Genomic DNA, 15,076 nt, shown 5'->3' with positions numbered 1-15,076 from the left:
ACAACTATAACAGCTTATCAATTTGGCAATCCGTTGTCAACAACTTTTATCACGCTTATAACAAGCAGAACGTCCTTAACAACAGAGACCATGATACCAACGAATTCGGCAGGCGTCAACACAAATTCAGATTTTTTCACAAAGCCGAACATCGTACAAAAAAAGCAGTGAATCATTCATGATTCACTGCTTAATTGTGCTGTTTTTAGCCTAAAAATTGCTTAGTAACCGCCAAAAAAATTTATGCCTTTTCAATGACAGTTTGGCCGCCCATGTATGGCACCAAAACATCAGGAATTGTAACGCTGCCGTCTTCGTTTTGATAATTCTCCAAAATGGCAGCCACAGCCCGGCCAACCGCTAAGCCAGAGCCGTTAAGCGTGTGAACATACTGCGGCTTGCCATTCTCATCGCGATAACGAATCTGAGCACGCCGAGCTTGGAAATCAGTACAGTTACTGCAACTGGAGATTTCACGATACCGATCTTGGGCGGGTAACCACACTTCCAAATCGTAAGTCTTAGCTGACGTAAAACTAGCATCCCCACTGGCAAGCGTGATCACATGATATGGCAGGCCCAACTTCTGCAAAAGGTCTTCGGCATCATGCGTCAACTTCTCCAGCTCATTCCATGATTCTTCTGGTTTCGTAAACTTAACCATCTCGACCTTGTTAAATTGGTGCATTCGGATTAAACCGCGGGTATCACGGCCGGCACTACCAGCTTCAGAACGAAAAGCGGGTGACAAAGCTGTGAAATTAATTGGCAGCTGCTCTGTGGGAATAATTTCACCGCGGTAATAGTTCACTAATGGCACTTCTGCCGTTGGAATCAAAGTTAAGGGATCTTCCTCGTTAATGATGGTGTACACATCTTCAGTAAACTTTGGAAATTGCCCAGTCCCAAACATAGAGTCATTGTTCACCAGATACGGGGTAATCATTTCTTCATACCCTTCTTTAGCATGTTCATCTAAGAAGAAATTGTACACAGCCCGTTCCAACCGGGCCCCAGCACCACGGTAATAAACAAAACGACTGCCGGCCGCTTTAGCCGCACGTTCGAAATCAAGAATCCCTAAGGCTTCACCAATTTCAAAATGAGCCTTTGGCGTAAAGTCAAACTGACGAGGTGTTGACCACTTGCGCTCCTCTCGCGCATCTTTTTCATCTAATGATACAGGGACAGAATCGTCGGGGAAGTTTGGCAACCGGACTAAAATATAGTTCACTTGATCATCCAGCTCAGCCAAGCGCTTATCGAGGTCACTAATCTCTTGCCCGACCTCACGCATGGCACTGATTTGTTCGTCAGCATTCTCTTTGTTACGCTTCATGGTCGCAATAGCAGCAGAGACTTCATTGCGCTTAGCTTTCAATTGCTCGGTTTCCATAATCACTTCGCGCCGCTTAGCATCATACTCAAGTAATTCATCAATTTCTTCGCCCTTAATGCCCCGGGCAGCCAACTTCGTCTTGGCCCAATCAGGCTTTTGCCGAATTAATTTTAAATCTAACATCTGTTCTCCTCCTTTTTTGGACACAAAAAGCCTTCCGTCAATTGGGACGAAAGGCTTAATTCCGCGGTGCCACCCAAGTTTGATCAAAGATCACCCTTAATTGCTGATAACGGTCAGTGCCGTGCGAGTCATCCTCGCCCACTATCATGCTGGAGTCGCGTCACATGGCTTGCACCAACCGCCAATTCTCTGAGTGTCGCTAAGGCATTTAATCACGTGTTTAATCGATCTGTTAACTTATTTTTTACGATACCTTTTTTACATGGGGTTTGCAAGCACTAGCTGCGTTGTTCCCACATTTCACGGATGACGCTGTAAAGCTGGCCGAACTGATCAGTCGCATAATCAATCCGCCATGGGAATTGCACAGCGTCTGAATCAACATACTCGCTGGCATTGCCGTATGCGCTGGTGATTAATAAATCAGCATCGTCAAGATTCGTCGTCGGTGCCATCAATTCAACAAATGGTAGATTGCCTAAAAAGACGAGCAAATCAATGTAACCAACCACTGTTTGTTCAATCAGGGGAGCAACTTTAATGCGATTGGTCGGCGCTTGTTGATGCAACAATTGATTCGCATTATTGTAATAAGACTGCTCAAGGATGGGTAAATAAGGTTCTAGCACATCTAATTTCTCAGTGAATACGACGTAAGCCAGTGTCTGTCTCACCTGTTCAAGTAACACCGGATTAGCGGGTGTCGAGCGCAGACGCAGGTTTAAGTTTTGCTCAATCACTTGGGTGTAGTCTTTCCCCATCACTAAAGTACTGAGACTAACCACTAGCAGGTTGGCTTTGAGCATATCCACTTCCGCTGGCGTCATGTTCAAATCATGCTCAAAATCAATCGGCAGCTTATCGAAGAACCCATTCACCAGCTTAGAGATGTTCGGATTGTATTTGCGGTAACGATCGATCGTGGCTTCAATATTGTCGGCCCCAGAGATGATGTGGATTGGGGCAAAATTAAACAAGAAGTAAAGATTGGCCGTTTCTGCCATCTGTTCGTCTAAGTTCATCCCGTCAAGACCAACCAAGTTAAAGCGTTTCTCTTCGAAAATTTTAAATAGATTCGGTGTTGGATAATGTAAGAACTGACTTTGCGAAGCACTAGTCAAAATGTGGCCGCTGAGGACCCGTTTTAGCGCCACAGTCATGTAAAAGACCCCGATTCGAACCGTAACAGGATTTGGAATCGGCAAGTCAAAGGCATTCAATGCTTCATCAAAAGCCACTCGGACATCAGCTTCGGCCGGATAGCTAAATGGATAGACATCCCCGTTCGTCGCCAACCATAACACGACCGTCAAAAACATCCGGACGTTGCGTTCTTCTCCCACAAGACGCATTGGTTCGTATGAAAATGACACATCAAATTGTTTGGCAAAGTCGCGCATTGGCTTAATGTGCCGCAGCATTGTTGCTTTAGAACTATCTTCATTCTGCCAGAATTGCTCAAATGAACTGATGCGTTCTTCAAGCATCGCCATGATGAAGCGGTACGGATGCGACCGTTCAACCAAATGGAAGAACAAGGCATCCTCTTCAATGGCAAACATCCGCTTGATAGCAGGATTGCGCCGGCCCACCATTTCCTCAAGCACTGGCACCAGGCCGTTGTAAGTGTTATACACACTGCTATAACTCTTATGCGTGATGGCTGCAATTTGTTTCAGATTCACTTCAGTCACCAATTCTGTATGGTTCTTGGCAGCCAAAATCAAGTCAGCGGCGGACGCTTGCGCAAACCGAGCCCGCTTAATTGCGACGAACAATTGATACTTTTCATTGTCAGAAGACGACAAAAATAAATTTATTTGATCTTTCAATACACAGTTCCCCCAAATTCAGATGTCTAAATTTTAGCATTTTTTTATTTTTTCGAAAACAAAATTTTCTTTCTTGATGTTATTTATTTTAGCTTGCAAAGCCAGAGCAAAGTTCGTAACATAAAAGGCGCGTGTTTTTCAAAAAAGTACCACGGTAAAGAGGGAGAATGATGACATTGATCGTACTTGCAGGCACTATCGGCGCTGGTAAAACCAGCCTAACTCAAATGATTGCCGATCATTTCGGCACTGAAGCATTTTATGAATCCGTTGATGACAACGAGGTTCTGCCATTGTTCTACCAAGACCCTAAGAAGTATGCCTTCTTGCTGCAAATCTATTTCTTGAACAAACGTTTCTCGGCGATCAAACAAGCCTATCGAGATGACAACAACGTTTTGGATCGCTCCATTTTTGAAGATTCTTTATTGTTCCATTTGAATGCAGACTTAGGTCGCGCCACTTCGACAGAAGTCCGCGTCTATGATGACTTACTACAGAATATGATGGAAGAGCTCCCGTACGCTGCTCACAAGAAGCGTCCCGACTTATTGGTTCACATCAAGGTTAGTTTTGAAACCATGTTGAGTCGCATCGAACGGCGAGGTCGGCCTTATGAGCAATTAGCCAATGACCCAAGTTTGTATGAATACTATAAAGAATTGAATCAACGGTATGCCGCTTGGTACGATGCCTATGACGAAAGTCCCAAGATTCAAATCGACGGTGACAAGTACGACTTCGTTGAAAACCAAGACGACCAGACTTACGTCATTAACCTGATTCAAAATGAAATCGATCGCCTTGATCAAGCCCGTTAGTCGGTTTACTTTAAGATACTAATATCTTGCTCAATTGTTTTTTGATATACTTTACTTATAAAGAGTCATTCAATTGGGGAGAACGACGACGATGTTATTTGAAGAAATATTTGTAGAAAAAGCGGATTTACAGAAGTTCTATATGTTCAGAATATTGATGACAGCGGGCAATACGGCGCTGACCATTAACGACCTTAGTCTGCGAATGAATGTTTCTTATCAGCAAAGTTATAACATTTTCCAAGAATTGGTGACGGACATGCAAGACCTTACTGGACTAACGAGTCGAGCCGCCAAAAAACAGCTTTCAACCCAAGCCGATTTTCCCATCTCCATTGATGAGTATCGGCTATTCTTGTTGAAACAGGCGATTCAATTTGAATTTGTCGATTATCTTGTTCAAGCAACTAATCCATCAGTCGATAAATTCTGCCAAGAACATTTCATCAGTCGTTCAACTTTGTTGCGCAAAACCACCGGTGTGCGCGATCTATTAGCCCGCTACCAGGTTAAATTGTCATTGACCCAAACAGGCTTCATTGGAGACGAGAAACAAATTCGTTTGTTTATCTACACCTTTTATTGGATGAGCTATCACGGTTTGGCATGGCCTTTTAAGAGTCCTGCCTTGTCGGTGGTCCACAAACAATATCTTGATTTACCCAATGCCCGCGAGGATCAGATTGCCATTTTACAAGACATGCTTTTTTGGGGTATCTGCCGCCTACGCATTTCTCATGGCTTTGTGCTCCAGCGCTTCCACCGGTTCGATGAAGTCCTTGGTCGCTTCCCAGAAGCCCATCAATATTTATATTCGCGGGCTTTATTTCCTGGACTCAGTCCCGCCCAATTGCGGGCCGAGTCAGAATTTTTTATCTTTTACCAATTACGAGATATGGATTTCAACGATCATGGTCACCTTGATCGCCAGCTCTATACATATTTCACTACTGATGACAATGTTGTGACGGACTACCTGTTGCGATTAAGCAATTTCGCCAAGCCATTCTTACGCCAGCCGGCAAGTTCCTTAACTAAGAATGCCATTTTGGCCACTAACATCGCCCGGGTTGTGATGAATTATTATCTACTCGAGGGCGAACATATTAAGTTGATTGACTTCTTCAACTTCACCCGCCCCGAATACGAGCAAACCCGACTTTTGGATTTCCTAAATGACTTTGTTGAAACATTACCTCAGACTGGCGCGTACGCATCGCTGTATCCAGTGCGCCATGAGATGGTCCACATCATGTATTACTTATTGATTCCCTATCTGCGAGTGTTCAAGTGGAATGAATTGGTCCAAGTGAAGTTACTCAATGGTGCCAACGGTTTGGCTAATACTGATATGATTTTATTCCTCAAGGATATGAACGATGTCGAAATTCTTGACGACAACGCAGATCCCGCTGACGCAGACCTCATTATCGCAGCTGTTGATGATCCTGAAGAGCTGCTCCGTAATAACCCTGAACTGCATCACCCTCATATTCTCTATTGGCACTTGGATCCAACAGAGACGGATTTTTATCAACTATATATCACCATCAAACATATCTTCTTAGACAAATTAATGCCCGAGGTTTAAAAAATCCTCGTCACCGAAATGTGACGAGGATTTTTTTGTCTCAGTATTTAAATAAATCATTTTAAATTGTGATACTTTTGGTCAAAGCTTGTTGACGCAGTTGGGCGTGATACCGTTGTCCGGCCTCCGCATACAACGCCGTCAACGCAGCTTGATTCTCGCTTAGTTCATACATCACAATCCGCATCATCTCAAAGCGGGTGAATGGGGCCCGGAAATTAGCTTTGTCGGTCAGCCACGCCGAGAACGCCCATTCAAAATCACTCAAGCGCCAGTCTAAGCCTTCAAGCACGTGCTGCAGAGACTGGCGATCAAACCGCGTTAATTTGTATTGACTATGCCTATAAGTGAAGCTAGTTGCCAATTCATCTGTATCCCCGCCAAGTGCGAAGTAGAATAGCCGCATCAGCGTTGTGGCGGCCGCGGCAAAGTGGGCTGTCTCGAGATTCACACGCAATTGCAGACGGTACAACAACATAGAAATCGTCAAATCGGATTGATTCTCTGCGAGGCCATGCGCCAACAGCTGCATGACCGTCTCATAAGGTTGACCTGGCTGATAAGCCCGACGGAATCGCATCAGATCAATAATCCCCGGAAAGTAATACCGGTGCGCCCAGGTGATGTCAGGCACTGAGGCCAATACAGCTTGGCCTTTGGCTGTTACGCGGAGGATTTGGTGCTGATCAATGGTCAGGTAACCACGTTTAATCAAACGGTGGCGCACTCCCGCCGGCCGTTGATGATACCGCGCCTGCCACCAACTGGGTAACTCACTGCTGACAGGTTGGTCAGCACTCACAGCTAAAAGTAACTTGGTTGTTTGTTTTAACCACATCGATATCGTCCCCTGTTTCTCACCTGCTACCCTACAACCATCCTTCACTAGTCTGGACGTGATTGAAAGCGATGTCAATCTTTGCTTGTGCCTTCACGGTGCGGACTGAGGTCGGCATCCAGTAATGGCACCAGATGCGTCCGATATTTTATTTTATAGTAAACGAACAAAACAATAAAAAGTGGAATCGACATATAACTGATTAGCAATCGGCTCCATTCAAAATGCGTCAAAGCTGTGATGTCTTGGCCGACAATCACAATCAAACTCATCACAATCGCTAGAATCGGTCCAATCGGGAACCACTTGGCATGATAAACCAACTCATCCAAGGAATGGCCCTGGGCAATAAAAGCCCGTCTGAAACGGTAATGTGAAATCGCGATTCCAAGCCAAGCTAGGAATCCAGTCAGGCCAGACGCGGCGACCAACAGCTGATACACATGAGGTCCCATGATGCTAGTCAAAAAGGTCAAAGCCCCAACTAAGGTCGTCCCAAGGAGAGCAAAAATTGGAATGCCTCGGCTGTTTGTTTTGGCGAAGATTTTGGAAGCAAAACCTGTCTCACCCATTGACCACAGCATTCGGGTTGAAGCATACATCCCTGAGTTAGCCGATGATAAAACCGAAGTCAAAATCACAGCATTCATCACAGAAGCCGCTCCAGCAAGGCCGATCCGTTCAAAGACCAAGGTAAACGGTGAAATCGCAACGTCCTGAGCCGTCGCCCCTAATAAATTAGGACTGAAGTACGGAATAATTGCCGCAATGACCGCGATGGCCAAAATATAAAACAGCAGAATCCGCCAGAAAACTTGTTTAATAGCCTTAGGAATGCTGGTTTCAGGTGTTTCTGATTCTCCAGCCGTGATCCCAATAAGCTCCGTCCCTTGAAATGAGAAACCCGCCACCACAAAGACGGATAAAGTTGCCGGCCAGCCACCTACAAATGGCGCCGCCTTGACAGTAAAGTTGCGCAACCCAATCGCTGGGCCACCGCCTAACACGCCGATAATCGTCAAGACCCCAACGACCAAGAATGCCAATACCGTAATGACCTTGATTAACGAGAGCCAATACTCCGTTTCCCCAAAAGACTTCACCGATACCAAATTAATCAAAAAGATCAACGCTAAGAAAGTCAGGCTAAATATCCACCCTGGCACGTCCGGTAGCCAAAAGTGCATCACGATTGCGGTAGTGCTCACATCGACGGCAACAGTAATCGCCCAGTTAAACCAATAATTCCACCCCAACGCGAATCCCAAGGCAGGATCGACGAAACGTGTTGCATAGGTTGAAAAAGAGCCAGAAACCGGGACATAGGTGGCCATTTCTCCCAGACTGGTCATTAAGAAATACACCATCAGGCCGATGGCGCCGTATGCAATCAAAGCCCCACCCGGTCCCGCGGTGGCAATAGCGGAACCGCTAGCCACAAATAACCCAGTACCGATACTACCGCCTAGTGCAATCATCGAAAGATGCCTTGTCTTGAGGACACGCTTAGCCCCATTTTGTTCTGTTGCCACTATATTCGCTCCCTTAATATCCTGTGCGAGGCATCACAAAAAATTACGCAAAAAAGCTGGTAAGCCCAAACAAGACTTACCAGCTATCTATTGTCAGCTTCGTCGTGTTAGCGCCCCGCAGTTATCTGCGACAGTCTAAGTCTTCTTCAAACTTAGCCCAACACCCTGGTTCCACAACCGGGCATTTCGGCGCGTTTCCCTTTTACTTAACCTCACTCAAGTGTGGCTTGTCAGTTAAGTGACTCATGTTACGCGCAACCTCTAATCATCTGCTATCCAGTGTAGCAGACAAGCGCGGCGACGCCTAGGCGCTGTGACAATTTCTCATTGAATGTTTAATGTTCTGCTTTACGGATATCGGCAATGACCTGACGGGAATTGAAGTGCTCCCGTCGAAAATCATTGTTATCAATCGGGAGATGCAGATCAAAATTTTGAAAAGGCTGAATGGCAATTTCACCAGACTCTAATTCAAAATCAAGAATGTGCCCGCCCATGACGTGATCCGAGCTCAGAAAATGCAGATGGAATCCTGGTGAAACAACGCCGGCATACAGTTCTGGAGAGAAATAGCCGACGACTTGGCCGTCAATGGCGGTTGCATTGAATTCTTGTTGAGCCTCAGCTGTCGCCGCGAGTGTTGGATATGGTGACACCTGCTCGCCAACTGCTCGTGTGTGCATGCGGGTAAACTTCCCCGTAACCGTGACGGCCGCAAAAATATTCTCGGTTCCAATTTGATCCAGAGCCGCCTGTTGGAATTGGGCATAATCGACATTGGTCAGCTTAGTTGTAGGTTCTTGTTTGGCGTAATGAACATTGGCAAAAGGAACCATTTCCTTTGGCCCGACCACTCGAATTTGACCATCAGCGGCCATTTGATAAACAACGCCTCCAATAATCATTAATTCACCATTCAAACCGCTCAAAGTGCCAATACCTGTATCGCCGTGTTTCAACAAGTCAGCAACCGACAAGGTGCCGGCCAGCAGGCCAGGCACCAGCATGGCCAAGGTCCCGTGTTGATATAGTGTCTCTGTGTTCATCTTATTCACCTCATCCTAGTAGAACTGGTCAGGTAACATGGCTTCACCCAAGGCTTCATTGTGCGAGTAATCCACAGGCACATCCACAATCACTGGGCCGTCAGTCGCAAAAGCCTGATCGAGGACGTCATTCAACTGATCTGGGCTTTCGACCCGCAATCCAGTCGCCCCAAAACTTTGGGCATATTTGACAAAATCAACCGGTCCAAAATCAACCCCGGCAGATTGTCCATATTTCATTTCCTCCTGGAACTTGACCATGTCATAATGTCCGTCATTCCAAATGATGTGCACAAGATTAGCATGGAGTCGCACTGCTGTTTCGAGTTCTTGACCTGAGAATAAGAACCCACCATCCCCAGAAACCGAGACGGCTTTAGAGCCCGGCCGCACTAAAGTGGCCGCAATCGCCCACGGTAATGCAACCCCGAGGGTCTGCATCCCATTTGAGAATAGAAGGTGCCGCGGTTGGTAGCTCCGGAAATGCCGGGCCATCCAAATGTAGTGGCTGCCGACATCAACAGTAACCGTCATGTCATCACTCACCCGTTGTTGCAGTGCAGAAATGATCTGTAAGGGGTGATTTAATTTTGGATCGGTGCTTGCCGGAGGAACATCCCGGTCATGTAATTTTTCTTGGAGGGAGGCCAAATAATCTTTTGAACCAGGACTCACTTGATAGCCCCGAACCAATGGATTCAAAATTTCGAGTGTTTGAGAGATATCACCAATCAACTCGCTTGCTGGTTGGAAGTTGTGATCGATTTCAGAAGGTACAGAATCAATCACGACAATGTTAGATTCACCCTCAGCATTCCAGTTCCGGGGCTCATATTCGATTGGGTCATAACCAACCGCAATCACTAAATCACTGGCCCGTAATAACATGTCCCCCGGTTGGTTCCGGAATAAGCCGACCCGCCCAAAGAAATTGGCTTCTTGTTCGTGCGAAATAATGCCGGCACCTTGGAAGGTTTCGACAACGGGTAATTCAGTGACCGCCAATAAGTCGCGAATGGCACGAGTCACTTCAGTTGACGACGCCCGCATCCCCAGGAGCAAGACTGGCAATTGGGCATCTTTAATCTGCCGAGCTAAGTCAGTCATATCACTGGGACTAGCCGGCCCCAATTTGGGATCTTGCAGTGGCTTGATGGCCGCACTAGCCACGGGCGCATCAGTCACATCTTGCGGCACCGAAACAAAACTACCGCCCTGTTTACCAGATTCTGCAGCGCGAAATGCATTGGCAATAATTTCAGAGGCATTATCAGGGTCCTGCACTTCTGCCGAGAATTTCGTAATAGGCGCAAAAAGTTCAGCATTACGCATGCTTTGATGTGACGACCGCAATAAGTCAGCCCGCTTCACTTGCCCGGCAATCGCCACAACGGGATCACCCTCAGCGGTCGCTGTCACCAGACCAGTGGCCAAGTTAGACGCCCCGGGACCTGAAGTCGCCATGACCACCCCAGGTTTACCGGTCAACCGACCCACGGCTGCCGCCATAAAGGCCGCATTTTGTTCATGCCGGGCAACGATTAGTTGTGGCGCTTTGGGATTAGTGGGGTGTTCCAACTTTTCAAAAATCCGATCAATCTTGGCACCAGGAATTCCAAAGACATAATTCACGCCGTGATTGGCTAAACTATCAACGACTAAATCAGCGCCGTGCTGTTCGTTTTCTGTCATTACGCATTTCTCCTTTAAGTTACTGTCATTCATACTATCACTAAACTGTTTCCTTTAAAAGGCAAAACATTGAATTTTACAGCAAAAATCTGTTTCATTACACATAAAATCTGTACTAATACAGTCGATAAAAGCCATAAAAAAAGACGCCTATCGACGTCAGTTCTTCGCTAATGAGCGGCGGCCCTTCACAATCCCCCAAATCATCACAACTTCAAAAATGCCCAGCGCGACGATAAAGCAAGCCATGAAAAATGACTCTGGCAAAACATTGATAATCGGATCGGTGTTGGGATCAAAGAGCCAATCTGAATTGCGAAACAACACTTTATGAAAAGCAATAAAGAATTGATCAAAGTTAATCATAAAGGCCCCAGCAAAAATCACGGGGATAAAGGCCCCAATCTGGAATGGGCGGACAAGTTGCCACCACATTTTGCGCGCGTGCAGTGTCCGCAGATAAGACCAGGTGATGGGTGCACTCACGATAAACACTGCCAGCGCCAGCAAGAATAGGTGCTTCACATCAGCAAAGTGATGCGCGCCATTGGCTGACACTGGGAAATTACTCATTTTCAAGGGTTCAACCCATGGCAGCGTGAGATAACCCATTAACTGCGTGTAGTTATGCATCAACCGACCGGCACTCATATCTGCAATGAAGGTTAAATTTTCTGTCCGGATAAAAATGGCGAACAATGCGAACGACAGCGCTAGGACGGCAACAACAGTAGCACTAATGATAAAGAGCCACAGCCCGATTTGTTGCCCAATTCGCTTTAAACTTGCCATTGGTCGAGACTATCTACGCTATGCGTTGGTTGAATGGCTTGTTTAGCCACTTGGTCTTTGGTTGAAATACCGGTGTAAACCAGCAGTTGATCGATGTCCGCATTAATGCCGGCACGGATGTCAGTATTATAATTGTCCCCGACCATTAAGACCTCGTCATGCTTCAAGCCAATTTGTTCGAGGGCGGCTTGCATAATAATGGCTTCGGGTTTGCCAATATATTGGGCCGTCTGTTGGGTACTACGTTCCACCATCGCTATCACTGAGCCCGCTCCCGGCACATGTCCTCGCTCATTGGGCAGGTTGGTGTCCGCATTGGTGCCGATAAACTTGGCGCCGCGCTGAATCGCAAGGCTAGCCAACTCAAATTTGTGATAAGTCACATCATAGTCTAAGCCGACGACCACGTAATCGGGATCAACTTCATTAAATCTCAGCCCTGCATCAAGTAAGGGTTGCTTGAGGCCAAGTTCACCAATGACATAGACACTTTTACCAGCCAAATCACCATTATTTTGACTTTGCAAATATGACACAGTCGCAAGCGATGGCGTATAAATCTGATCTGGTGTGACATGAATGTCATGATTCTGACTTAAGTTCTTCACGACGTCAGCTGGCGACTTGGTCGTATTATTCGTCAGGAATAAGAATGGAATTTGCTTAGCCTGCAGGGCCTCAACAAATGTCTTAGCCGCCGGAATACGTTCCTTACCGCGATAAATGGTACCGTCTAAATCAATAAAATAACCTTTATATGCCAATACTATCTTCCCTACTTTGTCTCAGTTTCGCGCTGGCGAATGGTAAAGTGTCGTTTGCGCGGTTTGGTGCCAGTTGTCTTTGCCTCACCCTGAACCTTCTTGGGCCGAGCACGTTTTTCACTATATGGTTTCGCATTTGCTTTGGGTGCCTGTTTGGGCTTGTTATTTGACCGGGGCTTCTCACCTTTAGCGCGTGGTCGCCGATTGTTGGCTGGTTTGGCTGGGGCATCGATTCGGGCCAGAACAAAATACGCACAGCCAAAATTACAGTATTCATAAAGATAGTCTTCCAGTGTGTCAATCAACTGATCTTTATTGGCATGCCGATTACCCGCTTTATAGAAGCCCCGCAAGCGTAATTGATCATAGCCCCAATCGCCAACGATATAATCATATTTATCCAGAATATCGTTGTACCGCTTATCGAGCGCCTCAGCATCAAAGGCCTGCTTCACGTCAACATCGATTTGGTAGCGGCGTTGGTCAATCGTAATCATTTCAGACGTTTGCCGGACAACTCGACTGGTTGTTTCTGGGGTCACCAATTGCGCCAGTTCACTTTCTAATGGAGCCTGTGTTTCTGTGGTCAAGGACGTTCCTCCTTATTTGCAGGTAACGGGAAATGTTGCGCTAAATAGTCGGCTAGACTATCACGCAGGAAGTTTGGGAACAACAAATCATTGTCCCCCATAATTTCGATTGTTGGAAAAAAGGGAATAAACAAGAAATGATCCACCGTGGTGAACGTATATAACGTATCTGGTCGTAATGCTTGACCATTCCAAATAACCTGGCGCTTATGATTCGTCGTCATACCGAAAGCCCCGATGTCCCCAAAGATTTTGCCGCGGAAGCTCATCCCCACCATGTGGAAATGTCGCAAAAACATCCGGTTTTTCTCGACTTCCATCATCAAACGCCATAAGTCTTGCCCCCTCAAGGTCACCCGCATGAGGTGCATGGGATGAGGTAGCAGCCGATGCAGGGTGTCGCGCGTAATGAGGCCCGCGGGTAAGTTATCGAGAAATAACCCCGCATTCAGTAAGCTAGCACTGGTCTGACCAGCTTCGGCAATTGCCTTCAACCCCAAGTCAAGTAATGGTGATGGCCCATCATAATCAATTGAGAAGCTTTCAGGCAAGAAAGCCACTGGTTCTTTGGCTAAGAGCGCATGGCCTTCACGTAGATAGTTGGCGATTTCTTGGTCATCCTCAGGCTCAGCTGGTAGCGTACTGGTTTTGACAGCGACGGCTGTTTGCTGCGTAATCTGATGGTTGTCGTTTAAAACCAATTGGATGCGACCGACATAATGGCCGTATTTTTCCGCTGCGGTCAGTAAAGTATGGCCGACCAGCTCGCCATGTTCAAGCAAGTGGTGCGTATGGCCGCCAATGATGACATCAATTTTGGGATATTTTGCCGCGAGATATCGATCAGTCGACAGACCCAAATGCGACAACATAATCAACACGTCATAGCTGCCAGCAATCTGATTAAGCAAGTCAGGTAGCACATCGCCAACCGCCTTCACTAACCACCCATTGGGCCCGTAGGTCAGAAAGAATGGCGCAGTGAACCCAATGATTGCAATTCGAGTGCCCGCCGGGGTGGTTTTATACACGACTGGTTGGGCAAATGCCGGCCGGGTGCCATCAGGTTCAAAAAGGTTCCCGAGCACAACCGGAAAGTTGGCCTGGCTGTATAACGCTTCAAGATCGGCGTGAGAATTACCAATGCCTTCATTATTACCGATGGTTACCGCATCATAAGCCACAGTATTGAGTAGCTGAATGTTGGCCTGACCATTGGTCGCCTCCGACAAGGGGTGGAACCGATCCATGGCATCCCCATCATCAAAAGTTAAGACTGTCTGGCCCTGGCTTTCCGCTTCAGCCTTCGTCTGCTGCAAGTACCGGCGGATTTTTGGCCAATTCTCGAAATGGGAATGAATATCATTCGTATGCAAAATTGTTATCTGTTCGATGATGTGAACCTCCTCTCATACTATGGCAAGACGCCGCCGGGGTCAACGCCACCGGATTAGCGGTTCTTGGCCAACGCAGCCTTTTTGGCAGCATAAATCTCAAAAATTTCGGCGGCTGTTAATGGACTCCCCCAAGGTAATGATTCTGACAACAAGTCGCGTTCTGGCGCATCAACGCCGACATTAATGTTCTCAGCGACGGGCACACTGCTGTGATGAATGTGGCCATGAAGATTAAGGGTTTGGTTGACAATCCCCATCAACAGCGGATAGTGCGTCAGAAACAATTGGGTATGACTGTCTTTAACAATCGTCCCGACGTCAAAGAATTGATAACGAGGCTGGCCATGCCAGCCGGGGTCATTTTGCTGCAAGAATTTAAACAAGGCCCGATAGTCATGATTACCTTTAATGAACACAATCCGCCCGTTCAACTGCTTAATCTGATCGAAAATCTGTTGATTGGTTGGCACATTCTCTGGATTCATGGCAATGTCGCCGAGATGGTAAACGACATCATTGTCGTCAACCCTAGCGTTCCAGGCATTGACCATCGCGGCGTCCATGGCCGCAGTATTTTCGAATAGTCGGGGTGCAAAGTCATTGTCCCCTAATAAATCAGTATGAAAAAAATGCGTGTCTGAAATATAAAATTCCACGAG

General features: G+C 46.7%; 13 protein-coding genes and 1 riboswitch. Of the genes, 2 read left to right on the top strand and 11 right to left on the bottom strand.

The window, feature by feature from the left end; all coding sequences use genetic code 11:
- Positions 1–241: 241 nt before the first annotated feature.
- Together serS and FC34_RS08400 are read right to left on the bottom strand one after the other, a co-directional pair.
- Positions 242–1,522, bottom strand: coding sequence for a serine--tRNA ligase (serS, locus tag FC34_RS08405; RefSeq protein ID WP_057894972.1), 1,281 nt, complete (start codon positions 1,520–1,522; stop codon positions 242–244).
- A 278-nt stretch (positions 1,523–1,800) separates the two neighbouring features.
- On the bottom strand, positions 1,801–3,354 hold the full coding sequence (locus tag FC34_RS08400; RefSeq protein WP_057894971.1) for a helix-turn-helix domain-containing protein: 1,554 nt from the start codon (positions 3,352–3,354) through the stop codon (positions 1,801–1,803).
- A gap of 170 nt (positions 3,355–3,524) precedes the next feature.
- Here FC34_RS08400 and FC34_RS08395 point away from each other — a divergent pair, with 170 nt between their 5' ends.
- Positions 3,525–4,175 (top strand): deoxynucleoside kinase, encoded by a 651-nt coding sequence (locus tag FC34_RS08395; protein ID WP_057894970.1) that lies wholly within the window; start codon positions 3,525–3,527, stop codon positions 4,173–4,175.
- 91 nt (positions 4,176–4,266) lie between these two features.
- Entirely contained in the window at positions 4,267–5,766 is a 1,500-nt protein-coding gene (locus tag FC34_RS08390) for a helix-turn-helix domain-containing protein (RefSeq protein ID WP_057894969.1), read from the top strand.
- 61 nt (positions 5,767–5,827) lie between these two features.
- On the opposite strand, the gene FC34_RS08385 is transcribed toward FC34_RS08390, so the two are convergent.
- The 9 genes from FC34_RS08385 to FC34_RS08345 form a co-directional block, all read right to left on the bottom strand.
- Entirely contained in the window at positions 5,828–6,604 is a 777-nt protein-coding gene (locus FC34_RS08385; RefSeq protein ID WP_057894968.1) for a hypothetical protein, read from the bottom strand.
- Positions 6,605–6,678: 74 nt separating this feature from the next.
- Positions 6,679–8,082: an amino acid permease gene (locus FC34_RS08380; protein WP_057894985.1), complete on the bottom strand. Its 1,404-nt coding sequence runs from the start codon at positions 8,080–8,082 to the stop codon at positions 6,679–6,681.
- Positions 8,083–8,236: 154 nt separating this feature from the next.
- Positions 8,237–8,408: riboswitch (Lysine riboswitch) on the bottom strand.
- A 63-nt stretch (positions 8,409–8,471) separates the two neighbouring features.
- Positions 8,472–9,182 (bottom strand): acetolactate decarboxylase, encoded by a 711-nt coding sequence (budA, locus tag FC34_RS08375; protein ID WP_057894967.1) that lies wholly within the window; start codon positions 9,180–9,182, stop codon positions 8,472–8,474.
- Positions 9,183–9,197: 15 nt separating this feature from the next.
- Complete coding sequence (gene alsS, locus FC34_RS08370; RefSeq protein WP_057894966.1) at positions 9,198–10,874, bottom strand: acetolactate synthase AlsS; 1,677 nt, start codon at positions 10,872–10,874, stop codon at positions 9,198–9,200.
- 159 nt (positions 10,875–11,033) lie between these two features.
- Complete coding sequence (locus tag FC34_RS08365) at positions 11,034–11,666, bottom strand: TIGR01906 family membrane protein (RefSeq protein WP_057894965.1); 633 nt, start codon at positions 11,664–11,666, stop codon at positions 11,034–11,036.
- Entirely contained in the window at positions 11,654–12,430 is a 777-nt protein-coding gene (locus FC34_RS08360; protein WP_057894964.1) for a TIGR01457 family HAD-type hydrolase, read from the bottom strand. Before FC34_RS08360 ends, FC34_RS08365 begins: the two co-directional genes overlap by 13 nt.
- Before the next feature lie 11 nt (positions 12,431–12,441).
- Positions 12,442–13,020 carry a YutD family protein gene (locus FC34_RS08355; protein WP_057894963.1) on the bottom strand — a complete coding sequence of 193 codons (579 nt, stop codon included), beginning with the start codon at positions 13,018–13,020 and terminating at the stop codon, positions 12,442–12,444.
- Positions 13,017–14,414: a bifunctional metallophosphatase/5'-nucleotidase gene (locus FC34_RS08350; RefSeq protein ID WP_057894962.1), complete on the bottom strand. Its 1,398-nt coding sequence runs from the start codon at positions 14,412–14,414 to the stop codon at positions 13,017–13,019. The genes FC34_RS08355 and FC34_RS08350 overlap by 4 nt, the downstream gene beginning before the upstream one ends.
- Before the next feature lie 56 nt (positions 14,415–14,470).
- A complete protein-coding gene (locus FC34_RS08345) occupies positions 14,471–15,073 on the bottom strand; it encodes a metallophosphoesterase (RefSeq protein WP_057894961.1) in 603 nt (200 codons plus the stop codon).
- Positions 15,074–15,076: the final 3 nt, after the last annotated feature.

The organism is Lacticaseibacillus brantae DSM 23927, from assembly GCF_001436115.1.
Taxonomy (GTDB): domain Bacteria; phylum Bacillota; class Bacilli; order Lactobacillales; family Lactobacillaceae; genus Lacticaseibacillus; species Lacticaseibacillus brantae.
This window is presented reverse-complemented; position numbering and strand designations above follow the sequence as displayed.

Excerpts from the sequence above, each read along its gene's own strand:
- FC34_RS08385 (WP_057894968.1), bottom strand. The coding sequence starts at position 6,604 with ATGTGGTTAAAACAAACAACCAAGTTACTTTTAGCTGTGAGTGCTGAC.
- serS (WP_057894972.1), bottom strand. The coding sequence starts at position 1,522 with ATGTTAGATTTAAAATTAATTCGGCAAAAGCCTGATTGGGCCAAGACG.
- alsS (WP_057894966.1), bottom strand. The coding sequence starts at position 10,874 with ATGACAGAAAACGAACAGCACGGCGCTGATTTAGTCGTTGATAGTTTA.
- FC34_RS08395 (WP_057894970.1), top strand. The coding sequence starts at position 3,525 with ATGACATTGATCGTACTTGCAGGCACTATCGGCGCTGGTAAAACCAGC.
- FC34_RS08390 (WP_057894969.1), top strand. The coding sequence starts at position 4,267 with ATGTTATTTGAAGAAATATTTGTAGAAAAAGCGGATTTACAGAAGTTC.
- FC34_RS08380 (WP_057894985.1), bottom strand. The coding sequence starts at position 8,082 with ATGATTGCACTAGGCGGTAGTATCGGTACTGGGTTATTTGTGGCTAGC.
- budA (WP_057894967.1), bottom strand. The coding sequence starts at position 9,182 with ATGAACACAGAGACACTATATCAACACGGGACCTTGGCCATGCTGGTG.
- FC34_RS08365 (WP_057894965.1), bottom strand. The coding sequence starts at position 11,666 with ATGGCAAGTTTAAAGCGAATTGGGCAACAAATCGGGCTGTGGCTCTTT.